The organism is Clostridium sp. DL-VIII (genome assembly GCF_000230835.1).
Taxonomy (GTDB): domain Bacteria; phylum Bacillota; class Clostridia; order Clostridiales; family Clostridiaceae; genus Clostridium.
This window is the reverse complement of record NZ_CM001240.1, coordinates 6,035,869-6,060,673: the sequence shown is the minus strand read 5'-3', so window position 1 is coordinate 6,060,673 and position 24,805 is coordinate 6,035,869. Positions and strand designations below refer to the sequence as shown.

General features: G+C 31.5%; 17 protein-coding genes. 13 read left to right on the top strand and 4 right to left on the bottom strand.

Annotated elements, in window-relative coordinates; genetic code table 11:
* Positions 1–26: 26 nt before the first annotated feature.
* The 7 genes from CDLVIII_RS27440 to CDLVIII_RS27410 all read left to right on the top strand — a co-directional run bounded on the left by CDLVIII_RS27440 (position 27) and on the right by CDLVIII_RS27410 (position 6,950).
* Entirely contained in the window at positions 27–884 is an 858-nt protein-coding gene (locus tag CDLVIII_RS27440) for a glycosyltransferase (protein ID WP_009172747.1), read from the top strand.
* 193 nt (positions 885–1,077) lie between these two features.
* Positions 1,078–2,799 (top strand): N-acetylmuramoyl-L-alanine amidase family protein, encoded by a 1,722-nt coding sequence (locus CDLVIII_RS32700; protein ID WP_009172746.1) that lies wholly within the window; start codon positions 1,078–1,080, stop codon positions 2,797–2,799.
* A gap of 107 nt (positions 2,800–2,906) precedes the next feature.
* Positions 2,907–3,902, top strand: coding sequence for an Rpn family recombination-promoting nuclease/putative transposase (locus CDLVIII_RS27430; RefSeq protein ID WP_009172745.1), 996 nt, complete (start codon positions 2,907–2,909; stop codon positions 3,900–3,902).
* A 35-nt stretch (positions 3,903–3,937) separates the two neighbouring features.
* Positions 3,938–4,198 (top strand): DUF4160 domain-containing protein, encoded by a 261-nt coding sequence (locus tag CDLVIII_RS27425; protein ID WP_009172744.1) that lies wholly within the window; start codon positions 3,938–3,940, stop codon positions 4,196–4,198.
* Between the two features lie 12 nt (positions 4,199–4,210).
* Positions 4,211–4,522 carry a DUF2442 domain-containing protein gene (locus tag CDLVIII_RS27420; protein WP_009172743.1) on the top strand — a complete coding sequence of 104 codons (312 nt, stop codon included), beginning with the start codon at positions 4,211–4,213 and terminating at the stop codon, positions 4,520–4,522.
* A 482-nt stretch (positions 4,523–5,004) separates the two neighbouring features.
* Positions 5,005–6,681: an AAA family ATPase gene (locus CDLVIII_RS27415; protein ID WP_009172742.1), complete on the top strand. Its 1,677-nt coding sequence runs from the start codon at positions 5,005–5,007 to the stop codon at positions 6,679–6,681.
* 68 nt (positions 6,682–6,749) lie between these two features.
* Positions 6,750–6,950, top strand: a complete 201-nt coding sequence (locus tag CDLVIII_RS27410) for a hypothetical protein (protein WP_035301955.1) — start codon at positions 6,750–6,752, stop codon at positions 6,948–6,950.
* Positions 6,951–7,491: 541 nt separating this feature from the next.
* Here CDLVIII_RS27410 and CDLVIII_RS27405 read toward each other — a convergent pair.
* From CDLVIII_RS27405 to CDLVIII_RS27390, 4 genes are all read right to left on the bottom strand, one after another.
* Positions 7,492–7,770: a hypothetical protein gene (locus CDLVIII_RS27405; RefSeq protein WP_009169737.1), complete on the bottom strand. Its 279-nt coding sequence runs from the start codon at positions 7,768–7,770 to the stop codon at positions 7,492–7,494.
* Positions 7,757–9,370 carry an IS66 family transposase gene (locus CDLVIII_RS27400; protein WP_009172741.1) on the bottom strand — a complete coding sequence of 538 codons (1,614 nt, stop codon included), beginning with the start codon at positions 9,368–9,370 and terminating at the stop codon, positions 7,757–7,759. The genes CDLVIII_RS27405 and CDLVIII_RS27400 overlap by 14 nt, the downstream gene beginning before the upstream one ends.
* 79 nt (positions 9,371–9,449) lie before the next feature.
* Positions 9,450–9,731: an IS66 family insertion sequence element accessory protein TnpB gene (gene tnpB, locus CDLVIII_RS27395; RefSeq protein ID WP_242835760.1), complete on the bottom strand. Its 282-nt coding sequence runs from the start codon at positions 9,729–9,731 to the stop codon at positions 9,450–9,452.
* 86 nt (positions 9,732–9,817) lie between these two features.
* Positions 9,818–10,156 carry a hypothetical protein gene (locus tag CDLVIII_RS27390; RefSeq protein WP_009172740.1) on the bottom strand — a complete coding sequence of 113 codons (339 nt, stop codon included), beginning with the start codon at positions 10,154–10,156 and terminating at the stop codon, positions 9,818–9,820.
* A 450-nt stretch (positions 10,157–10,606) separates the two neighbouring features.
* Between CDLVIII_RS27390 and CDLVIII_RS27385 the strand changes: the two genes are divergently transcribed.
* From CDLVIII_RS27385 to CDLVIII_RS27360, 6 genes are all read left to right on the top strand, one after another.
* Positions 10,607–12,472 carry an N-acetylmuramoyl-L-alanine amidase family protein gene (locus tag CDLVIII_RS27385; RefSeq protein WP_009172739.1) on the top strand — a complete coding sequence of 622 codons (1,866 nt, stop codon included), beginning with the start codon at positions 10,607–10,609 and terminating at the stop codon, positions 12,470–12,472.
* Between the two features lie 544 nt (positions 12,473–13,016).
* On the top strand, positions 13,017–14,483 hold the full coding sequence (locus CDLVIII_RS27380) for a cadherin-like beta sandwich domain-containing protein (protein ID WP_009172738.1): 1,467 nt from the start codon (positions 13,017–13,019) through the stop codon (positions 14,481–14,483).
* Between the two features lie 510 nt (positions 14,484–14,993).
* Entirely contained in the window at positions 14,994–17,228 is a 2,235-nt protein-coding gene (locus tag CDLVIII_RS27375) for a cadherin-like beta sandwich domain-containing protein (RefSeq protein ID WP_009172737.1), read from the top strand.
* Between the two features lie 427 nt (positions 17,229–17,655).
* Positions 17,656–18,963 carry a methyl-accepting chemotaxis protein gene (locus CDLVIII_RS27370; protein WP_009172736.1) on the top strand — a complete coding sequence of 436 codons (1,308 nt, stop codon included), beginning with the start codon at positions 17,656–17,658 and terminating at the stop codon, positions 18,961–18,963.
* Between the two features lie 258 nt (positions 18,964–19,221).
* Positions 19,222–20,826, top strand: coding sequence for an N-acetylmuramoyl-L-alanine amidase family protein (locus CDLVIII_RS30320; RefSeq protein WP_009172735.1), 1,605 nt, complete (start codon positions 19,222–19,224; stop codon positions 20,824–20,826).
* A 493-nt stretch (positions 20,827–21,319) separates the two neighbouring features.
* Positions 21,320–24,805 (top strand): Ig-like domain-containing protein, encoded by a 3,486-nt coding sequence (locus CDLVIII_RS27360; protein ID WP_009172734.1) that lies wholly within the window; start codon positions 21,320–21,322, stop codon positions 24,803–24,805.

The window sequence follows — 24,805 nt, the reverse complement described above, 5'->3', positions numbered from 1 at the left end:
CTATAAATTAAATGAGGTATTATATAATGAAAATATCAATAATTTGTCCAGTATACAATGGAGAGAAGTATATAGAAGAATTAAATAATAAACTTTTAAATCAGAAGCTAGATAAAAATCAAGATTTAGAAATTTTATATGTTGTAACTAGAGGCTCTGATAAAAGTGAAAGTATATTAAATAAATTGAATTGTAATTACTGTGTTATATGTCCAGAGGAATTTTCTCATGGCAAAACTAGGGAAATGATAGCAATGAAAACGAGTAGTGATATAATTGTTTTTATATCTCAAGATGTAAAAATGAAAGATGATTTTTGGTTGGAAAATCTAATAATGCCAATAATAAACAAAGAATGTGAGGCGAGTTTTAGCAGACAGATATGCGAGAATAATACTATAGAAAAGTATATTAGGGAAAAGAATTATCCAGAGGTATCCAGGGTAGTATCTAAAAAAGATATACAAAGATATGGAATTTTAACATTCTTTTATTCAGATGCAGCATCAGCAGTTGATGCAGAAATTTATAAGAAATTAAAAGCTTATGATGGGAAGAATTTAATAATAAACGAAGACATGTATTTTTCGCACAAATTGATACAAGCTGGCTATAAAATAAAGTATTGTGCAGATTCAGAAGTCTACCATTCTCATGTATTTACTTTTAAGCAATTATTTAAAAGATATTTTGATACTGGTATGTTTTTTAGAGAAAATTCATACTTTTTCAAATATAAGGGTAATGAAAGTGGAATAGCATTAGCTAAATATGTATTGAAGCGGGCCATTGAAGAGAGAAATATCAAGGTGATTATTAATTTGCTACCAAATTTTGGAGTTCGCTTTATAGGAAAGTTTTTAGGTGAAAGACATAAAAATTAAGCATAAATATATATTTTGCAATTAAAAATTCACAATGTACAATTGACAATTAGGTTGAACTTCTTACAGGATTTTCCTAACAGGTATTAAATGTATATTACACATTTATTTTACAACTTAATTAGCATAATTATGATATAATGGATAAAAGTATTTAATACATTGAATTAAAAGGAGTTATAGGGGGAAAAGTATGTTTAAAAGGACAAATAAAATAATATCATTATTAGTAATTGCTGCAGCAATGGTTTCAGTTATGCAAACTAGTGTAAAAGCAGCAAGTTCTAATGAATTACAATCAAAAAAGGGAGAAATTTATAATGCTATAGCTTATAAAGATGGAAAGTTTTATATAGGTGGGGAGCCTTATAAGAAAGATGAAGCTGCTTATTATTTAAATGATGGTAAATATTCAGAACTAGATGATATTGATTCTGATGATAAGGCTGAAATTTATGGAAGTAAGTATGTTAAAGTTGAAGATGGAGATTATTACGTTGATTTATCATCTGGGAAGGTAAGTGATGATGAGCTTCAAGAAAAGGCTTTAGATGATATTGCGGTAGCTTTAAGGAGTAAGATTAAAAGTGATAATGACGGAAGAATTGATGATGGTGACGCTAAAGAAATCAAAGATGTAACTGCACTTAGAGGAGCTAAGTTTTCAGATGCATGGTATGAGACTCAGTATACTGCAAAAGATAGCAGTATAAATGGCGGCGCTGGTACAATTAATGTTTACGCAGATGCTAGCGGTAAATACATAGATGCTGACTATAATATAGGAAAGATAAAGGTAAAACTAAGTGATGGAAAAACATCCAATATTCAAAATACTAATAATGAAGATTCTAATGTGACAGCTCAGGTTAGTAATGCTAAAGTTATTGGACAAGATTCGAATAATATTTACAGATTAGCTAAAATTACGGTTAAGGCTGTAAGGAGTGGAGTTACTGTAAAAGAAGTTAATGGAATAACAGTAAGCTCAAGTGCTACAGCTATTTCTGCATCAAGCGATGGGACAGCAGTAAGTTTTGAGGTTATTCAGGTTATATCAAAAAACCAGGCATCAGGAAAAGTTGATGGAATTAGATATGCTAAGGATGTCGATAGTTATATGCTTTCTGATAAAGATGGTAAGACCGTTGAACTTTTAGATGAAGATGCAGCTGATTTCACAGTAGCAGGAGGAAAATTAGTTAATTATAAGGTTGATAGTACTTCCATTGAAGCACAGTTAGTTAATTTAAAAACTAAGAGTTCAACCTATTATATTGAATTAGGAGATTATGATCATGTAAAACTTTTAAATGGTGACAGTGATGTAGACATTGATTCGCAAGGAAACCTATGGGCTGCATCAGATGAAGCTGTTTATGAGTTTGATAATGATGAGGATTTCCAAAAGATCTATACGGTAGATGACGATGAGGAATATACAGATTTATCAGTCTATGATAAAGATAACTTAATTGCTTGGAATGCAGATGATAAAATTTATTCTATAATAAGTAAAGGCTCAGAAACCTCAGATGATAATGGAAATGCAGATACTGGTGCTGGCACTGGAACAGGAAATACTACAACTCCAGGAAACACAGTACAAGCAGGCTGGGTTTTAACAAATGGAAGCTGGAGCTACAATAATGCAGATGGTACTAAGTTTAAAGGCTGGTTACAAGCTTCGGCCGGAGTATGGTATTATTTAGATCCAGCAGATGGAGTTATGGATACAGGCTGGAAATATATTAATGGCCAGTGGTATTATTTAGACAAAGCTTCAGGAGCAATGAAAACAGGCTGGTTAAATGATAATGGAACTTGGTATTACTTAAAATACTCAGGTGAAATGGTTTCAGATACAACAGTAGATGGTTATAAATTAGGAGCAAATGGAGCTTGGATTAAGTAAGTTATTTCAGCTAGGATAAAGTTATTAATTTTATCCTAGCTGTTTTTTGTTTTAAGAATATAAAAAATAGGTTATAATTAAGGTAAGGAATCTAAGGAGGTTAGAACTTGAAAAACAAAAACGTGCATCATGAACATGACGTAGGATATAAGCATTTATTTTCACATAAAAGTACTTTTTTAGAATTCTTAAAAAGTTTTATAAAAAAAGAATGGGCAAACCTGATAAAAGAGGAAGATTTAATTTTAGTTGATAAGTCATACATACTCTCAGGCTTTGAGGAAGAAGAATCAGATATATTATATAAGGCTGATATAAGTGGGAAGGAAGTAGTCTTTTATGTATTGTTGGAGTTTCAGTCAAAAGTGGATTTTCAAATGCCAATGCGATTGCTATTCTATATGGTAGAAGTATGGAGAGATATACTTAAGAATACTAATAAGATTGAAAGGAAAAGAAAAAACTTTAGGCTGCCAGCAATTGTTCCAATAGTATTGTATAATGGAAAAAACAAATGGACAGCAAAGACGAATTTTAGAGAAACGTTAAGTGGATATGAGTTATTTGAAGATAATGTATTAAATTTTAATTATATGCTATTTGATATAAATAGATATTCAGATGACGAATTATTTAGTATATCCAATTTAGTGTCAGCAATATTTTTATTGGATCAAGAAATGAATGAAGAAGAGCTGGTGAGAAGATTAAGAAAAATGATATATATTTTAAAAAAAGTATCACCAGAGCAGTTCAGTGTATTCAAACTATGGCTTAAAAATATTGTAAAACCAAGGCTTGCAGAAGAATTGCAAAATGAAGTAGATATTGTAATCGAGAAATCTAATCAAGAGGAGGTAGATATTATGGTAAGCAATTTAGGAAAAACTATAGATAAGATACAGCAAAAAGCTACAGAAAGAGGATTAAAACAAGGTATTGAACGGGGAATTGAGCAGGGAATTGAGCAGGGAATTGAGAAGAAAGCAAAAGATACAGCAATAAAGGCAATAGAAATTGGAATGAATAACGAGATTATTATGGAGTTAACAGGATTATCAGAGAAAGAAATAAATGATATTAGGAAAGAACTAAGTCATTAGCATTAAATTACTACATTATAAGAGGTGAGAATATTATGCCAGAAATAAGTTTGTTTTTTGGAATAAGAGTTACAATAAATTATAATGATCATGTGCCACCACATTTTCATGCTGAATATAATGGTAATAAAGTTTTAGTTGATATAATTAATGTTAAAGTCTTAAAAGGATACTTCCCTAAAAGACAATTAAAATTAATATTGGCATGGGGAGAGATTCATAAAGATGAGTTAATGCAGAATTGGGAACTTGCAAGAAATCATGAATCTTTATATAGAATAGCGCCATTAACATAAGGGGTGAATTTTATGGAATATATGCCAGAAGTTATTCAAGTAATACCAACAGATGATTTTAAAGTATATGTATATTTTGATGACGGCTCTATAAGGCTCTATGATGCTAGCGAAGATGTTAAATTAGGTGTATTTGCAAAACTACAAGATTTGAATTTATTCAAAAATTGTTGTACTGTTTTAAATGGTACTTTAGCTTGGGATTTAGAAGGAACTTATGATGAAACAAAATGTTTGGATTTAGATCCATTTAATATTTATGAGAACTCACCAGAAGTTGAAGAACCGGAATTTTTATTCCTAAGGGGTCAAAGTTCTGTATAAATTTACCGGGTGCGGATTAAAAATAATATATGTAAGTTCTAATTAAATCTGTACATTTTTAATTTTAGAAATTCTGTAAGAATTTCATCAATCATTGTCAATTGTACATTGTTAATTGGAATATATATAAATAAAGATAACAGGTAAGATAAATTAAAGCGAATCTTATCTGTTTTTTTGAAGTAAGAAAAGCTTATAGCTTTTCAAAAATATAAATTTCAAAAATTCTGTAAGGAATTTTAACCTAAATTGTTAACTGTCAATTGTCAATTGTCAATCGAAGTCTGCCATAGCCACTTTGTTGTTTTAAGCAAATATATTATAGGGTATAATTAAAAGTAACAAATATGTTTTATAAATGGATGTATATTATAGATTATTAATTTCTAATGATTCAGAGTTATGCATGAACTTAAGTGAGTAGCAAAACTGTTAATTTAATATTTATAATTGAAAATCTATAGAGAGGAAGTGATACTTAGATGAAAAAAACTATACAAATAGGGGCCTCTGACTTTAAAGAATTAATAGAAGGAAATAATTACTTTGTAGATAAGAGTTTATTAATAAAGGAATTCATAGAAAATGGAGCAAAAATCATCTTAACACCAAGACCAAGAAGGTTTGGAAAGACATTAAATTTAAGCATGCTTAGGTATTTTTTTGATATAAGAACAAAGGAAGAAACTAAAGACTTATTTAAAGGTTTAAAGATAGAAAATGAAAAAGAAATTATGGAGCTTCAAGGGGCATATCCTGTTATCTTTATTACTTTCAAAAATGAAAAATATTTAACTTATGAAGATTTTAAAGATGGACTTATGTTTTTATTATCAAATCTTTATAAGGAACATGAATACTTGCTTGAAAGTGATAAATTATCTAAAATAGATAAACAGGATTATATGGATGTGATGGCGAAAAAGGCATCCATTGCTGAAGTGTGTAATGGAATAAGTTCACTTATGGGGTATATGAATAAGCATTATGGGAAAAAGGTAATGCTATTTATAGATGAGTATGATGTACCAATTCAAGAAGGCTATTTACGTGGGTACTACGATGAGATGATTGTACTCATAAGAAATTTATTAACCTCAGCACTTAAAGATAATCCGTATGTTGAAAAATCATTGATTACAGGAATTCTTAGAGTTGCGAAGGAAAGTATATTTTCAGGACTTAATAATTTACAAGTAAATACGATATTAGGTTTTAAATTTAGGGATAAGTTTGGATTTACAGAAGAGGAGTTAAGAGAACTTCTACAATATTATGATTTAGATGATAGGAGTAAAAAAATTAAAGCTTGGTATAATGGATATATTTTTGGAGGGAAAATAATATATAATCCATGGTCAGTACTAAATTATATTGATAACAATGAAGTCGGCTTTATGCCTTATTGGATTAACAGCAGCAGCAATGATTTGATTAAAAGATTATTGCTTAAAGGTGACAATAATCTAAAAATTGAACTTGAAGAACTTATAGAAGGAAAATCAATAAATAAAATAATAGATGATAATATAGTAATGTCTGAAGTTGAAGATTCAAATGAAAATATTTGGAGCTTTTTGATTTTAAGTGGGTATTTGAAAGCTGTAAAAACCGAAGTTATTAGGGGGAGATTAAACTGTGAACTTAAAATTCCCAATGAAGAAGTTCATATATTTTATGAAAATTTAATTGAGAAATGGTTCAAAGAAACTTTAACTAATCAAAAATATGAAGAAATGTTAAATAGATTAACATGCGGAGATATAGAAAATTTTGGGTTTATATTTCAAGATTTTGTTTTAGATAATCTAAGTTATTTTGATGTGTCTGGGAAAGAGCCGGAAAGATTATATCATGCATTTGTTCTTGGGATGCTTGTATCACTTTCGGAAAGTTATGAAGTTAAATCAAATAAGGAAAGTGGTTATGGAAGATATGATGTAATGATAATTCCAAAAGATATATCAAAATTAGGGATCATTATTGAATTCAAAAAAATAAATGAACTATCAAAAGAAACTATAGATACAGCTGCACAGGAGGCATTAAAGCAGATTGAAGAAAATAAATATGAACAGGAACTTATTAGTAAAGGAATAAAAAATGTAATGAAACTTGCAATTGTATTTAAGGGTAAGGAAATTGATATTGTACAATAAAATTATAAAAAAAGAAAAGGTTGAATTTCAAAGTATATATTAAATTTATTGATTATAGTGGAGGAAAAATGGATATAAGATTCAATGAAAAATTAAATGATTTTGAGGATCTTGATATTATATATACTATAGATGTAGTAGATTTTTATAAGATATCTAAAGAGGAGTTAAAAAACAATATAAGAAGGCAGGGAATAGTCATTTTTGACAAAGGTATTTATTTTCCTGAGTTAAAGAAAATGCATGACAGGTTTGAAGGAGAATTATAGTTTATGTATGGGTTACTAGATGGAGAATTAAACTATATTATATGTGCCTTGAGTAAATTTAATGAAATAGATAAAGCAGTATGAAAGTATAAATAATGAAAATTTAAAGAAGCATATAAATGATTACGGAAAAGTTATATATAAAAGATGCCTGTTAAGTCTTATCTATACCTATTGTCTATGTTTTAGGCTATAATTAAATGGATAGATTTATGGAAGATTTTTATGAAGGTTATACATTTGAAGGATTTCTAAGATTATATTTATGAAATTAATAAGCTGTTTTAATTTCAACTAAAAATCATTAATATGGACAGATAGGACAAATTAAATGGTCTTAGTTGTCCATATTTTTTTTATATTTGGAGTACGTTGAGCTTGAATGAATGTAGAAAGTAATACCCAATACCCCAATTAGGCTGTAATTTAATTACTTATAATTGTAATGTTTATAGATAATCCTGAAGATTAAAATGTAAGCGGTGGAACACCTGCCGTATTGAAAAAAAGTAGCTTCTCAGGAACTTGAGAAGCTACTTTTTTAATAAAAACCTTCTTTTGCAATTTTCTTTATGTAGTTATATTGTTTTCGAATAAGTTTTTTAAATTCAGAATCTGATAAGTCATTAAAAATAGCTATTCCTTCTTCATAAAGACATTCATATATCAATTCACAATAATCATCATCTTCTCTGTGCATTTTATTGTATCTTTTTTCAAGTTCATATGGAAAATCTAGAGTATAAGCTATTTCGTCAATTCTTCCGCTAAGAAATTCTTTAGTCATATTCATCATATAGTCTATATTAGGCTGACTCACTTATATTCTCCTCCTTTGGGTTAGTTTCTTCTGTATTTATTTTGCATTCAAGTTGCACTTGATCTGCCCATGGTAAATATTCTTCAAGAACAGAATCGTTTGATGTAAAATTAATATTAGGTAAATTGCGGAATATATACTCCAAATACTTGTATGCATCTAGATTATTAGCTGCGGCTGTATTTATAATGCTAAATATAATTGCTGACGCTTCCGCCCCAGCTGGCGAATCTGAAAATAACGAATTTTTTCTTGTAATTGCTACTGGTTTCACAGCAATTTCAGATAAATTATTTGATAAAGGTATTCTTCCATCAAGCAAGAAGTTTGAAAAATATTCTTTATGATTTAATGTATAATACAGCGCCTTTCTTAAGGGCTCTTGTTTTGTAACTGTTTTTTCTGCCCATGCAAAAAAGGCATCCAATATAGGGATACTATATATAATCCTGTTATTTTTTCTTTCTTCTGGAGATAACTCTTTCCATTTTCTTTCGAATTTAAAGAGTTTATCACAATAAGCCCGTCCAATGGCTCCGCCGGATCCTGAAATCTCTTTCTTACCAGAATCTAGTGGGATAGCATCAAGATAATATCTTCTTAGATGGCTAAAGCACAAGCATCTAGTGATTCCTTCAACTTTCTCATATCCTGCATACGCATCACTTACATGATAACCAGTGAATCCATCTAAAAAAGCTTTTGCATGATCTCCAGCACGACTGCTAGTATATTGATATAGAATTACTGGCGGACCTTCACAGTCCTCAGTTCTATGTATCCATATATATGATTTACTAGATGCTTTCTTATCTTTTTCCTTGTTTACCTGCCATGTTGTCTCATCACTCATGATAATACTGCACTTTAATAATTGTTTATGCATGAGTTCATATAGGGGCTTTAGCCAATATTCAGAGCTATGTATTATCCAATTTGCCATCATATCTCTTTTAAGTTCAGCACCCATCCTTTTAAAATCTTTTTCCTGACGGTATAACGGCATAGACATCATATACTTTTGATACATTAGCCAGGCTATAATTGAAGGCGAAGCGACGGAATGCGTAAGCACAGGTGCTGGTACAGGTGCACAATATATAGAATCATATGGATTTATATCATTTTTCCCACACTCAATACATTTGTATACATATTGAACATAATCTTTTATTATAAGCTTTGCTGGAATATATTCCATTTCCGATCTTACTTTTTTCTTTCCAATTACTTTAAGATCACTTCCACAGATTTTGCACAAAGCTTCTCCATCAAGAACACATTCAACTACTTCGTGTGGCAGTGCCTTAATTAATTTTTCTCTGTCACCTTTTTTTCTTACAGGTCTTTTATGTTCTTTAATATTTATAATTTTGCTTTCATCTAGAATTTCATCATATGTTTCACCAAAAAGAGAGCATTGCCCATCTGTTTTAGGAGTTTTTTCACTTGACGCCCCAAAACGTTGTTTTGATGCATGCAAAACCGCTTGAGTAAGGAGTTCAACATTATGCTCTAACATATTCACCTTTTCTTGCAGTTTTTTATTTTCATTTTCAAGTTCTTTAATTCGTAAATCTTTCTTATCTAAAAACTGCATAGCAAAGGCTCCTTTCTAGTTAATTCTCTACTTATATTATACCAGAAAAGTGGCTATTTTACTAGCTTTTTAGACGATTTTAGAAAATCATTCCCGTAGTGTCAATCCTTTCTCGATGTGCTTTTTTCTGATCAATTTGTAGCCCATCTAAAAGCCATTCCATTTGACGTTTGGTTATATCACGTACTTCTCCTTCATTTTTTGGCCACTGAAATTTCATGTCATCAGAAAGAAACTTTGTAACTAATATAAATCCATTTTTGTCCCATCTAAGTGCTCTAAGAGAGGTGTGCCTTTTATTGCAAAATAAGAAAACACTTGTACCAGAGTATGGATTAAGATTAAATTTCAATGAAACCAATGCGGCTAGTCCGTTTTGCTGCTTGCGAAAATCGGTGGCACCGAGTGCAAGATATATGTGCTCCGCCCCATCGGCTATATGGTGCATCATAATTCTTGCAGAACCCTCATTAGTGCTGCTAAAGAATTTTGATTAAAATTGCTTGGAATCGTAACCTGTATATCTTTGTAGAGTATCTGAAAATCATCAGATTTATTTGAGTTTGATACTAGATTATCATTTTCTGAAAGGATTGGGGTAATTTCAGTAAATGCTATTTTTTCAACAGGCTTTTCTTTTCTAGTTAGTATTTTGTGATTCCAATAATTATATTTATGTTTACTAATTCCTTTCTTTTCACACCATTCTTTGACTGTCATACCACTTTCATTTCTTTCATTGATCCGTTGCTCCCAAAGGAGCAGATTTTCATTTGTGGATGCCATATTAAAAACCTCCAATCTGATTTACTTTATTAGAGCATATCAAATTGAAGGTCTATTTACATGACGGTATTTGTTCCAGCGCTTACGATTAAAATAAAGTATGTGTAATTAAGCCTATACAGTAATAAGGGTACCCAAAAGTAAAAAATCCAGATGTATATAATATCATGGAAGAAAAAACTTAAGAAAACAGCTTGAATATATCCTTAATATGTAAAAACATAAAGTAAATTGTCATAAAAAGAAAAAGATGCAGAAAAAAATAATATTAAATTCAAAAACTGCTAATAAAAACCTCCAATTAAATACAATTTTTCAACAAAAAGTGTGGACAAGGGTATATGAAGTTGCTATAATAATATTTGTAAGCCAAATGAATATTTTTAAATCAAAGTACTACTAGTAAATTATTAAAAAACCAGAAGATAAAACTTTAGGAGGAATATACGAATGATAAAAAGAATGAAAAAAACTACATCACTATTAATAGCTGCAGCAGCAGTTATTTCATTAGTACCAGCAACTGGAGCTAGTGCATCAGACAGATTAGAAACTAAAGATGGAACTATTGAAAAAGCAATAGCTTTTGATGGTGGAAAGTATCTTTTTGAAGGATACAAAAATGATGATGATGACAATGGACTTTATTACAATTCAGGTGATAAAGACAAGCTATTAGAAGATATTCAAGATGCAGACATTGAAGGCGAATACTCAAGCAAATATGGATATGTTGCTGATGGAAGTGATGAATATTTAGTAGACTTATCAAATGGAGATGTAACTGATGATACAACTCCAGAAGATGATGCAGATACAGCAGCTACTAAAGTAAGAACTTCTTTAAAGAAAACTGACAGATATGGAGCTATATCTTCAGTAAACTTAGATGAAGATTCAATATTAAAAGGAAACAAATTCGGAGAAACTTGGTATTCATATAGTGTTGCTCCAGAATCAGGTGCAGATGGAAAAACTAATACAGTTGGAACTGATAGTTTACTATATGGTTTCACTGACGGATCAGGAAAATATGTAGATGCGTCTCATGTAGCCAATATATATGCGTACAGCACAGAAAAAGGTAAAATGGTTAAAGTAGAAGAGTTCAGTAATGATGCAGATGATCTTGATGATGATTCAGGTTTATTGGCTACATTAGTAGAAGCACCAAAAGTATTAACACAAGATAAGGATTATATCTATGCATTAGTAAAAGTTAATATAACAGATACAGCTGAAAATGCAATTATGTCAGGAACTACAACAGGTTCAGCAGTTTCTGGTTTAGATGGTAAGACAACTACTCAACGTACTTATATCCAAAAAATATCTAAAGCACAAGGAGATCAAGTTGATGGAGCTTATGTTCCAAAGACAGTGGAATCTTATGAACTTCTTGGAGCTAACGATCAATTAGATTCAGATGATTCTAAAGACGCTACAGTTGCAATAAACAATGCTTTAGAAAACGGAACAGTATCAGTAGCTGGAAATCAATTACTTGCTGTTGAAGTTACTGATGGTAATGTTAAAGTAACATCTATCGATTTAAAGAAAGAAAAACTTGAATATTCAAAAGTTAACGACGTTCAAGTAACTACTAACAAAGTAGATGCTTATGTAGCAGAAAAGAATGATTCGGACGATATAGATGCTGATAATGCAAGCGGCGCATATGATATTGACATTGATGGAAATGTTTGGGTTGTTGCAGACGGAAAAGTTTCTGAATTTGCAAACAACGAATTCAAGGATGTTTACAGTGTTGATAGTTCATTAGATTCAATAAATGTATATGACGAAAACAATTTAATTGCTTGGGAAGAAGATGGAGATATCTATACAACTGTAGGTGGAACTGGTACTACTACACCTCCAGACCAAACTCCAGGAACAGCTGGATGGGTTAAGAATACAGATGGAACTTGGTCATACAACAAAGCTGATGGAACTAAAGCTACAGGCTGGGTACAAGATGGAGCTTGGTACTTCTTAAATACTAACGGAATCATGCAAACTGGCTGGGTAAATGATAACGGAACTTGGTACTTCTTAAATGGATCAGGTGCTATGAAGACTGGCTGGGTACAAGATGGAGCTAACTGGTATTACTTAAATGCATCAGGAGCAATGGCTACTGGTTGGGTAAATGATAACGGAACTTGGTACTACTTAAAAGCATCAGGAGCAATGGCTACTGGTTGGTTAAATGACAATGGAACTTGGTATTACTTAAATGCATCAGGTGCAATGTTAGCTAACACAGTTGTTGATGGCTATAAATTAAACGCATCAGGAGCTTGGGTTAAGTAGAGAACCCAAATCTCTTACTCAGCGAGCGTATGCGAGTCGAGTTTCCTTAAAAAAGACTATAGTTATGTCTGGATTAATAAAGACAAGATGTATAATTAAAGGTGGTGAATTGTGAGACAAGTTTATTTGCTCATTCTTGAGCTCACCCCTCTAACACACGAAAGATAAAAGATTCATACTATTAAGTCTTAAGAGTAAAAGGCTGCTACTTATAGTGATTAAAAATCACTATAGTAGCAGCTTTTTCTTTATCTTAAGATTTTCTTTGATAAAAATTAATATAAAATTAATATTTTGGAAGCTTCCATTAAGTTTACAGTAAAGCATCACATATGTTACCATTATTATAGAGAATGTAAATCTAGACATCAGATAAGGCGCACGAAGGAATAGAGTGGGTCAAAAACTGCTGGATTTTGTTAGAGAGCAGGTGATAATTTATAGTGAGCCAGGCAGGGGGATTGCAGCCATACGATAATTAAGAGTATCCAGGGAAATGGAATTTAGTTATTTTTTTGGAATGCGCCTAAAGAGGAGACGAGATATGGGAAATAAAATAAAAAACATAATAACCATATTGTTTGTTGCAGGTATTTTTTGCATTATAGAGTTAAGTTGTTTAAGTCTAATGACTATAAGGGCTTATGCGGAAGAAGATGATGAACCTCATTTAAAAGGTATTTATGTGAGCGAAGGAGATAATATAAGTTTTTCTGAGGATGTATACTCTTATATTGTAGATGTTGATAAAGATACTGAGGAAGCGTTCATTAAGGCAAAACCGGATGATCCTAATGACATTGTGAAAGTTAATGGAGATGTGGTAACTAAGGATAATTATTATAAAGAAGAACTGACTTTGGATAAAGGAAAAAATAAGGTTAAAATAGAAGTTGAAGATGATAAGACTCAAACTATATCAGAATATACTGTTTATATCTTTAGAGGCGGCAAGGAAGCTGTTTACTTAAAGGATATTGATATAGATGGTAATACAATTGGTTTTAATAAGAGTAGTACTTCTTATAATGTAGAATTAGATGAAGATGCGGAGGTTGTTGAGCTTGAGACAGTACCAGAAGATGATTCTTACTCAATTACTGTTAATGGAGTAGAGCTTAATGAAGAGACTAATTCAATTAAACTTAAATTTAAGGGCATAGCTAAATATACGATAAATATAGGAATTAAAGATAAAGATACAGGCAGAGTTGGAAAATATACTTTAAATATATATCTTGGAATTTCTGTAACACCTAATGTTCCTGATGCTATTAATTCAGCACTCAAACCTAATCAATGGGTATTAGTAAATGGGCGCTGGAGATATAATGATGCTTTGGGAAATCGCTTAAAGGGTACTTGGTATTACGATAATAAATATAAAAGTTATTTTCATTTTAGCAATATGGGAAATATGCAGACAGGCTGGATAGATGATGAAGGTAATTGGTATTATTTAAACTCTAAAGGTGAAATGCAGACAGGTTGGGTGAAATACGAAGACCAGTGGTATTACTTGAATTCCAAAGGAGCAATGCAGATAGGCTGGGTTTTCAACGATGGAAAATGGTATTATTTAAGAAGAGACGGAACTATGACAACAGGCTGGATAGTAAGTAATGATAATTGGTATTATTTAAACTCCAGTGGAGATATGCGTACAGGGTGGATGTACTACGGAAAGAAGTGGTATTTTTTCGACAATTCAGGGGCTATTCATACAGGATGGCTGAATTTAGGTGATGAATGGTATTACTTTAACGTTGATGGAAGTATGAAATCTGGAGAATGGATATATTATGATAGAAAGTGGTACTATTTTAATCTTATTGGAAACATGAGGCATGCTGTTGAGGGAGATCTGAATAGCGGATGGCTTTCTAAAGATAATGTATTTTATTATTTTAATGAAGACGGGTCAGCTAGGACAAGTCCAATAATAATTGATGGATACACATATTATTTCAATGAATATGGTGAATTCAAATATGGATATTATAATAATTAGATGTATTAAAAAATATAGAGGTTAAAGTCTGTAAAAAGATTTTTTAGATATGCTTAATATGAAAAAGAACCAATATTTTAAGGAACATTTGTATATTATAATAGGAAATGTAATTTAATGAATCCTGGACTGGCTGAGATTATTTTAGTAAAAGGTTAAAAGTGACAAAAAGTTCTCACTTTTAACCAATTAATTTTATATTGTTTTTAATTCTTAATATTACCAGATAAAATTTATCATAAATAAACGCTATAATTTAAAGGTTTGTGGAAAATAATCGATAATAATGGTATTATATACATATGAGTTTTTTACATATATGAATTGTAATAATAATTCTACATTTTCAAGAAATCCTGTAAGGATTCCAACTGTAATTGTCAATTGTCAATTGTACATTGTAAATTGTTAATTGCAAAATATATAATATTATATTGTTTAAAATGTCGAAAGATATTATTAAATAAATCATTACATACTTTAGGATGCATAAATGGGGGGACATATTTGATGAGAGTAAAAAATGTTAATCTTAAAAGAATCTTTTCTTACTTACTGATTCTTACTGTATTTTTTACAACAGTACAATTTGGAAGTATAAGTAAAGCAGGTGCAGTTACTACCGATGATAAATCACAGATACCAGGTTTGAACTTGTATGTAGGAGATACGAGCTCAGATCCAAAAGTTATTGATGGAAATGCTCAAGATGGGTATGTTTGCGAGCCTCTTGAGATAGGTTCATCATTCATTTTGCAAGCAGATACTGCTAATGGATATACTATTACAGGTGTAAGTAGTAGTAATCCTAAAAAGATGATAATTACACCACAAGGAGCTGGAAAATCGTATTCGGTTGGCTCAATAACTGATTATAGTGACTTTATTATTACAGTTACAATGAAGAAAGATAATGTTACAACAGATTATAAAATAAAGATGAAGTTTAATGTAGATTCAGTACTTCAATTTAAAAATCTACAGGTTTCTTTTGATGGTGGGCAGCCTATTTCAGTTTCTTATGCTGATGCAGTTAGCGGTGATGCTACCCTTGGACCTGTAGATTCAACTGTAAAAACTGCTACAATTCAAATGTTGGATGATAGTAATACACCTTTAGTATTCTCGGCTAATGGTGGAGGCAGTTCTACTCAGGCAAAAATAAACTTGGTTGGTGGAAGTAATGTTATAAATATAACTAGAACTTATTCAAATGTATCTAAACAATATACATTGACAATAAACAAAAAAGGTGTGGCAAAATTACAGGCTTTAGCGCCTTCAACTGGTTCATTATCTCCAGCATTTAATTCTGATACATATGATTATGCATTAACAGTAGCAACTACTGCTACATCAATTGCATTTACTCCAACAGCTGTAGATAATTCATCTACTATAAAAGTTGATGGTTCTACTGTACAGAGCGGTCATAAAAGTAAGGACATAAAATTAGATGAAGGGGAAAATGAAATTGATATAGTTGTTACTACAAAGGATGGAGATATAAGTACATATACTATTACAGTAACACGTACCGAACAATTTAGAAGTGCAAATCTTACAGGATTATCTCTAACTTCGGGCAGTCTTCTTCCTGGATTTAATAAAGGAATATATCAATATACAGCAACTGTTGATAATAGTATTACTTCCATAGGGGTAAAACCTGTAGCAGAGGACCCTAATGCGACCATAACAGTTAATGGAAAAGAAGTGCCAAGCGGAGCAACTTCACAATACATAAGCTTGGATGAAGGTGGAAATGTTATAAACGTAAAGGTTACAGATACTAAAGGAAACAGTAATACTTATGTGTTAAATGTTACAAGGAGGTATTCTAAAGATAATGTAAATCTAGATGATCTCTCTGTAACTGATGGAACCATGTCACCAAAATTTGATCCTGAAACATATCTATATAGTGTTAAGGTAGATAGAAGTATAGAAAGAGTAAGGGTATTATATACAACACAAAATGATAAAGCTAAGGTAACAATAAATGGTAAAGAATATACTAATGGGCAATCTGATTATATAAATATTGATATAGGAGCAAACCTTGTCGTAGTAGAGGTTACTGCTGAAGATGGAAAGACTACTACTACTTATAAGTTAAGTATAATTAGAGGAGACATTGAAGGTCATAATGATTGGGTTCTTGTGTCTGGAGAATGGACATTCTATGACGCTGCAGGTGTACAAGTTAAAAATGAGTGGGTTAAATATGATAATCAATGGTATTTCTTGGATATAAATGGTTATATGCAAACAGGCTGGTTAAATGAAAGCGGTAAATGGTACTATTTAAATAGTGCTGGTATTATGCAAACAGGCTGGTTCTATGATAAAGGATTCTGGTATTATCTTGAGGCTAATGGCGCGATGAAAACTAACGTATGGGCCACTTATGATGGAAAATGGTATTTCTTCAATAATTTTGGTGAAATGCAAACGGGTTGGACATTGTATTTAGGTAAATGGTATTACTTAGATGACCATGGTATAATGCAAAAAGGCTGGATAACTTGGAATAAGAATAAATACTATATAAATGATGATGGAACTATGAGAACAGGTTGGTTATATAGTGGAAAAGTATGGTACTATCTAGATTCTTCTGGACAGATGATGAGAGGATGGCAGACAATAGATGGTAAAAAATATTATTTTGATGCAAATGGCGCCATGAAAACAGGAATGATGTTCCTTGATGGACAATGGATAAATTTAAATAATATATAAGAGAAGTAAGATAGAAGTGATGATTATTAAAGTCATCACTTCTGTCTTATTATTTTATCTAATAGTTTTGGATAATAAAAACTATTAGATATATATCGCTAAATGCTAACTGCTAATTAGAGTGCAGTATGTGATGAGAATAGAAGTTATAATATGTAATATGCTGTTACTATTAGTTGAATGTAGAAAAAAAGAGTGATATTATATAGTATATATATTGCAATTAACAATTGTAGTTGAAATCCTTACAGGATTTCTTGAAAATGTAGAATTATTATTGAAACGTATATAATGAAGTATTGTGTTGTATATAATAAAAGTCTATGGATAATTAATAGGCTTATAAATTAAAAATGTATATAATAATTGTATTTATATAGCAATTATATTTTTTACTAAAATAAGAGGGCAATAGGGAGGAATAAGGATGAATGAAGAGAAAAAAAATATGTCGCTTAAGGCTAAACTTGTAACATCATATTTTATATTATGTTTGCTTGTATTTGTATCTGGAATTGTCAATTTTAAGCAGCTTAGTGATATAAAAAATGGGTTGGCAGATGGAAGTACAATAGCTAGAGATATTACAATAACAGTAGCTGTATGCGTAATAAGCATAATAATTGCAATTGCTTCAGGAATTTATATGCATAAGAATATAATTTCAAGATTGAACGAACTTAAAGCCTTTGCTGTAAGATTAGCAGGTTACGATTTTTCGGAAGATGTTAAAATAATAAGAATAGATGAAATCGGTGAAATTGGAAGCCAGTTGAATATAGCTCAGAAGAATGTGAGAGAACTTATTTCCACTATTCTTAATGAATCTTATAATATAAGTTCCTTAAGTCAGGAATTATCTGCAAATGTTGAAGAAGTTTCTGCTAAACTAGATGAAGTTGACAATTCATCTAGAAACATAAATAGCACAATGACAACAACAAGTGCCACAGCAGAAGAAATTGCAGCATCTATTGAGGAAGTAAATTCAAGCATGGAAAGTCTGTCAAAAAAAGCAGAAGATGGAAGCTCGAATGCTGAAAAAATTAAGAGCAGAGCTGAGAAGATAAAAGGAGATAGCAAAATTGCTATTGAGAATACAGCAGAAGTGAGAGAGCAAAAGGAAAAGAGCATTATTAAAGCAATAGAGGATGCAAAAGTTGTTGAAGAAGTGAAGGTTATGGCAAATGCAATAGCTGAAATTGCAGAGCAAACTAATCTGCTTGCATTAAATGCTGCAATTGAAGCTGCAAGAGCAGGAGAATCAGGAAAAGGATTTGCTGTTGTCGCAGAGGAAATAAGAAAGCTGGCAGAAGAATCTTCACAAACAGTTATAACTATTCAAAATACAATAGGTAAAATACAAGATGCGGTTAAAAACCTTTCACAAAATAGTAATGATATACTTAACTTTATGTCAAGTGATGTAGATAAGCAATTACAGGATTATGCTGAGGTTGGAGAAAAATATAGTAGTGATGGTGATTTTGTAAGTTTAATGTCAGAGGAACTGGTTTCAATGGCGCAAGAAGTTGAAGCTACAGTGGAGCAAATAAATCAAGCACTTCAAAGCACAGCAGCAGATGTTCAACAGTCATCAGTAAACAGCGAAAAGATACAGTCAGAAATAGACGCAAGTTCTGCGGCGATGTCACAGGTAGCAGATGCAGCTACAGAGCAAGCTCATATAGCAATGAATCTAACAGAATTAGTTCAAAAATTTAAATTGAAATAAAATACTGTACATATAAAATTGGGAATTTAGAGTTATGTAATAACTTATCGAAATCACATAAATATGGACAACTATAACCATTAAGTTAATTTGTAATACTTAATGGTTATTTTTATTGTGCGAGGAAATTATAGAATTTTTTCGGCAGAGAGAGCTTATTAAATAAGAAAAGTAGGGAGTTTCAAATGCAATATATATATTTGTACTAGTCAGTATAAAAATGTTATAATATATTTGGATATTTTGGAGGCGATTCACATGATAAGAAAAATTAATAAGATAATGGCATTGATACTTATTTGCACAAGCATAATTACAACAGTATCTGTAACTGTAATTAATAAAGCTGGCAATGCAGCTGAAAATCTAAATTCAAGTATTGACGATGAAGGACCAACAGATGAACAAATATTTTATTTAATAAAGAGTGAACTGGATGCAGAATATGCTAAACAGAATTGTATAGTTTTAGCAGATTCAACGCCGGTTAAATATATACCATTAATTGTGACAAGCGATATGGCGGATAAGATATCGGAAACCATTTGTACAGATAGTTTTGTAAAGGAACAGATTAAGGAGGAGATGATTAGTGCAGCAAAAGCTTCATATAATACAAATAATCTTCCACCAGAAGTAATAAATGAAATAAATAATAAAGTTGATAATATGACAGAGGACGAGCTTGGTGCTTATAAAGAAACAGTTAAAAAAGCTGTAGCTTCTCAAATATTAAGCCTTAATGGTCAAAGTATGCCTATATACGCATATAAAGCTATAGATAAAACAGATATGAAAACAGTTAAAGATCAAGGTTATTTTGCAGGTGGAAAAGTTGGATATATGTATATGGAAAAACAAGGAAAACCTCTAATTGTATCTGCAGCTGAGCTTGATAATACTGCTATAGGAAAAATCATTGAAGAAGTAAAGGATAAATTACTAAGTTGTTATAAAGATATAAAGGATTTAATAAACGAAATAAATGGTTCGGTAACTGATTTAATAGATAGTATAAGTAATGCTGTTGATGATTTGACAGATTCTCTTAAGGATAAAGATGATGATATAGATGATGCGTGGGACAAGGTATTTGATAGATTTGATAATGACAAAGGATGGGGCAGACATGATGGATATAGATATTATTATGATAAAGATGGAGTAAGCTTAAAAGGTGTTCAGACAATAAAGGGAAAGACATATTATTTTAATAGAATAGATGGAGCTATGGAGACAGGGTGGCAGATAGTTGATGGTAAGAGATGTTACTTTGACAAAAATAAAGGTTATGAAGTATATAATCAGTGGGTTCAAGATGGTGATGATTGGTATTTCGTTGGCGATGATGGATCGGTTAAGAAGATGCAGTGGGTTAATGATGGTGGAAACGAGTATTATTTAAAAGCTGATGGAAAAATGACAAGAGATTGGCTAAAGATAGATGATTACTGGTATCATTTTAATGAAAGTGGGATTATGGAAGTTTCTGCCTGGAAATGGTCTGACGGAAAATGGTATTACTTAAGAGATAATGGTCAGGCTGCAATAGGCTGGATTCAATTAGGAAGTAAATATTATTATTTTGGTGATCCATCAGGTGAAATGCAGACAGGCTGGTTTAGAGCAGATGGAAACTGGTATTGTTCAAATGATGATGGGGCTATGAAAACAGGATGGGCAGAATCAAAAGATGGCTTGTGCTATTTAGATGATGCTACTGGCATAATGAAGAAAAATGAATGGGTTACAATTGACGGAAAAACTTATTATTTTAATGTTAATGGAATAATGGTAACAGGTTCAAGATATATTGATGGAACAAAATATGTTTTTAATCCAGATGGAACCCTAAGTGAATAGAATAGTAATAAATAAAGCTTATATTCAAGTGATAAATTAAGGGGAAAAGCCATTAACCAATTAGTTATAACTTATAACTGTGCGTAGAGTAGCATAAGCTAAAAATTACAAGTAATAAATTAAATTCTTAATTTGTTATTTGTAATTTTTATTTTATGCTATATATGGTTATAAGTTGAGTTCTTAGTTCGTTTATTTATATAATAGAATAATGTGGTGTCATAACTATATATAGTGCAATTAACAATTTACAAAGTACAATTGACAATTACGGTTGAAATCCTTACAGGATTTCTTGAAAATGTAGAATTATTATTGAAATATATATATAGTTATATGAAAATATATCGATAATAAATTATATGTACGCTTTGATTGAATCTCTGAATTAAGTATTAGGTGCACATTATTGATTGGAATACATATTATTTGTAAAGTAATGGGGTTTGAGATAGTCGATTAGAGGAAATATTAACATAGGAGGCCAGTTTTAATGAAACGTAAATTAATAAATAAAATAGTTGCTGGAGCTGTTATATCTACAACATTATGTACATTAAATCCAGTTAAAGCTTCAGCTGAATGGGTGAATGATTATCAGGGTAATTTTTATTATATGCAGGGAAGTCAAAGGTTAACAGGCTGGAATAGAATTGATGGACAGTTATATTATTTTGACGAAGATGGAAAGATGCAGACTGGATGGATTAAAGCAGGGAGTTCATGGTATTATTTGCAAAATAGCGGAGCATTAAAAACTGGATGGATCAATTATAATAAAAATTGGTATTATGCAGACTCTAATGGTGCAATGCAGTCAGGAGTTATTAATATATCAGGAAAAGTTTATATTTTTGATAATAATGGAATCTTGCAAACTAGAAATATAGTTATTAATGGAGAGTTTTATACTATTGGTTCAGATGGAGAAGTTGTTGGGGCAAGAGTTCCAACACCTAGTAAAGAATTTGATGGTTATGGAAATTATGTTCAAATTTTAAAAAGTGATGATGCTAAAGCAAATGGATCTCCTACCAATTCAAGCTTTAACAATGTTATTGAAGATCAAACTGAGTCAGATGATGATCCTAACGAAGGAAGAATTTTTAAAGTCTTGCTTAAGGATTCAAACGGATCTGATCTTAACACAAAAACTGTTAAATATAATAAAAAAATTGATCTATATGAGCCAACAAAGACAGGCTATTATTTTTCAGGATGGAATACTAAGAGCGATGGATCAGGAAAAAATTATGATGAAGATGATGATATAAAAGTAAAAGAAGATTTAACCTTATATGCTCAATGGAGTCAAGATAATTCTACGAAGGTAGACAGTATTACCATTAAGGGAAGTTCATATGTTACTATAAATAAAACTATTCAAATGACAGCAGAGGTATTACCAAGTGATGCAGCAAATAGAAATGTAAAATGGTCTGTTACTAATGGAACAGGACAAGCTAAAATAAGCAGCAGTGGAGAATTAACAGGAGTTGCAAATGGAACAGTTACAGTAAAAGCAGCTTCTACAGATGGATCTAATGTAATTGCATCAAAGACAGTAACTGTAAGTGCAACAGATATATTAGTTCCTGTATCTAAAATAACTGTAACTAGTACAACTGGTATGTCTCAAATAACAACTGATGGTGGAACACTCCAAATGGTTGCAAGTGTATTACCAAGTGATGCAGATAATCAGGATGTAACCTGGTCAGTTGATGAAACATCTGGAGGCGCTGAAATTAGCGATACTGGACTTTTAACTGCAAAATCTAATGGAACAGTCACAGTAAAAGCAACAGCTAAAGATAATTCGGGAGTTGTAGGAACTAAAACTATAACAATAAGTGGACAAAACAATACAGTTCCAGTAGAAAGCATTACTTCAGTAACTGGAAGTGGCGGAATAAATGCTATAACTACTGATGCTTCCTTAGGTGGAGCAAATGGAACCCTTCAAATGGTTGCTAATATACTGCCAACTAATGCAAGTAATAAAACAGTAACCTGGGCAATAATACCTGATAGCAGCTGTACAGGAAAGGCATCAATTTCTACATATACAGGATTGTTAACAGCAGAAGCAGATGGAAAGGTTAAAGTAAGAGCAACTTTACAAAGTAATCCACAAATATATAAGGAAGGATTTGTAGATATTAGGAACCAAAGTGTTAAGTTGACTGGTTTTGTTATACATGCTAAGGATCAAAGTGGACAAGAAAAAACTTCTATTGACAGTAATGCAGGAACACTTGAAATGTCTATTAGTACTACACCAGCAGCTGCAAGCTATAAATCAGTAGCTTGGTCAACTGAAAGAGCTGGAGATAGCACAGGAAGTGCAAATATTGTGGATAATGGTAATCATACAGCTACATTAAAAGCAGTAACAGATGGAGAGGTTTTAGTGAAAGCTGTTGTAACTGCTTTAGATGGATCTAAAATTACCCAAACTACTAAAATATCAATTACTGGACAGAATTCAGCAGTAAGTTTAACAGGAATTCAAGTGACCGATAAATCTGGAAGTGCAAAGCCAACTATAACAGCTGATAATGGAACATTACAAATGGTAGCAAATTTCTTACCATATAATCAAACAGAAGCCACTGCATCTTCAATAAAATGGACTGCTGTAAATGAAACAGGAGCTGCAAATATTGATCCTAACACAGGAATATTAACAGCAGTGTCAAATGGAAAAGTTAATGTTATAGCAACTTATACACCTTCAGGCACAACTAAGCCAAGTATTTCTGGAAATACAGAAGTTTATATACAAGGCCAATATAATGAAACAACAGATATAACTATAACTCCTGATGGACCAGTTGAAGTAGGAGGAACATTACAAATGAATGCAGCAGTAAAAAGTAATGGAGGTAATTCTACTTATACTGCAGTTAAATGGAGTGTTCAGGGAAGTGTCGATGGTGGCTCTGCAACAATAGATAATAATGGTGTACTAAAAGGGCTGCAAATTGGTAATGTTATTGTAATAGCAACATCTGATTATTTTGATGGAGTGTCTCATGGAAAGTCTGTTAGTAAAACTATATATGTTAGTGAAAAAGTGCCAATTACAGGAATTGATCTGTCATCAAATTCTAGTACGTTAGACTGTACAAACGGAAATACACTACAAATGAGTGCTACACTTACTGGAAAGGATGGCAAAAATCCAACAAACCCAACAATAAATTGGTCAGTTACACCAGCAGGAACTGCAACTATTACTCCTAACGGAGGGCTTCTAACAGCGATAGCAAATGGATCTGTTACAGTAACAGCAGCAACTCCAGATGGAACAGTTACAAATACGAAAGTTATAACAATCCAAAATTTAATAGTTAATGCAACAGGATATACATTGAAGGGCTTTCCTGTAGTTAATGGGACTGTTGGAGCTTCTGAAACTAACAAAATTACAGATAATGCAGGAACGCTTCAAATGAAAGCAAATGTAGTGCCAGCAACTGCAACTACTATACCAACCCAAGTGAACTGGTCAGCTGCACCATGTATAGATGGCCCAAGTAAATCAGGTGGAGCTGCAGATATTGTTTCTAATACTGATGGTGCTTTATTAACTGCAAAAGCAAATGGAGATGTAAGAGTAACATTTACTGCCATATATGCCAATGGTACGAAAGTAAGTGGTTCTGAGGTAATAACAATAACTGGCCAAATTGTAAATGTAACTGGAATTGCTATTGATAGGACTAAAATACCATCAGCAGTAGGTCTTAATAAGAAATTACAGATGGCAGCAGCTATAACACCAGCTGGAGCAACTAATAGGAGCATTAATTGGAAGGTAACTGACAATACAGGTGCAGATATTCCGAGCATTGCAGTAATTGATCCAACAGGAGTATTAACAACTATGGGAACAGCTTCAACAGTAAAAGTAACTGCAACATCGGCAGATAATCCAAGTATATCTGACTATGTATTTGTTACAATAGGCTAG

What these genes read in the sequence shown, in the direction of transcription:
- CDLVIII_RS27440 (WP_009172747.1), top strand. Translation starts at nt 27, where the DNA reads ATGAAAATATCAATAATTTGTCCAGTATACAATGGAGAGAAGTATATA.
- CDLVIII_RS32700 (WP_009172746.1), top strand. Translation starts at nt 1,078, where the DNA reads ATGTTTAAAAGGACAAATAAAATAATATCATTATTAGTAATTGCTGCA.
- CDLVIII_RS27425 (WP_009172744.1), top strand. Translation starts at nt 3,938, where the DNA reads ATGCCAGAAATAAGTTTGTTTTTTGGAATAAGAGTTACAATAAATTAT.
- CDLVIII_RS27420 (WP_009172743.1), top strand. Translation starts at nt 4,211, where the DNA reads ATGGAATATATGCCAGAAGTTATTCAAGTAATACCAACAGATGATTTT.
- CDLVIII_RS27415 (WP_009172742.1), top strand. Translation starts at nt 5,005, where the DNA reads ATGAAAAAAACTATACAAATAGGGGCCTCTGACTTTAAAGAATTAATA.
- CDLVIII_RS27410 (WP_035301955.1), top strand. Translation starts at nt 6,750, where the DNA reads ATGGATATAAGATTCAATGAAAAATTAAATGATTTTGAGGATCTTGAT.
- CDLVIII_RS27400 (WP_009172741.1), bottom strand. Translation starts at nt 9,370, where the DNA reads ATGCAGTTTTTAGATAAGAAAGATTTACGAATTAAAGAACTTGAAAAT.
- CDLVIII_RS27390 (WP_009172740.1), bottom strand. Translation starts at nt 10,156, where the DNA reads ATGGCATCCACAAATGAAAATCTGCTCCTTTGGGAGCAACGGATCAAT.
- CDLVIII_RS27385 (WP_009172739.1), top strand. Translation starts at nt 10,607, where the DNA reads ATGATAAAAAGAATGAAAAAAACTACATCACTATTAATAGCTGCAGCA.
- CDLVIII_RS27380 (WP_009172738.1), top strand. Translation starts at nt 13,017, where the DNA reads ATGGGAAATAAAATAAAAAACATAATAACCATATTGTTTGTTGCAGGT.
- CDLVIII_RS27375 (WP_009172737.1), top strand. Translation starts at nt 14,994, where the DNA reads ATGAGAGTAAAAAATGTTAATCTTAAAAGAATCTTTTCTTACTTACTG.
- CDLVIII_RS27370 (WP_009172736.1), top strand. Translation starts at nt 17,656, where the DNA reads ATGAATGAAGAGAAAAAAAATATGTCGCTTAAGGCTAAACTTGTAACA.
- CDLVIII_RS30320 (WP_009172735.1), top strand. Translation starts at nt 19,222, where the DNA reads ATGATAAGAAAAATTAATAAGATAATGGCATTGATACTTATTTGCACA.
- CDLVIII_RS27360 (WP_009172734.1), top strand. Translation starts at nt 21,320, where the DNA reads ATGAAACGTAAATTAATAAATAAAATAGTTGCTGGAGCTGTTATATCT.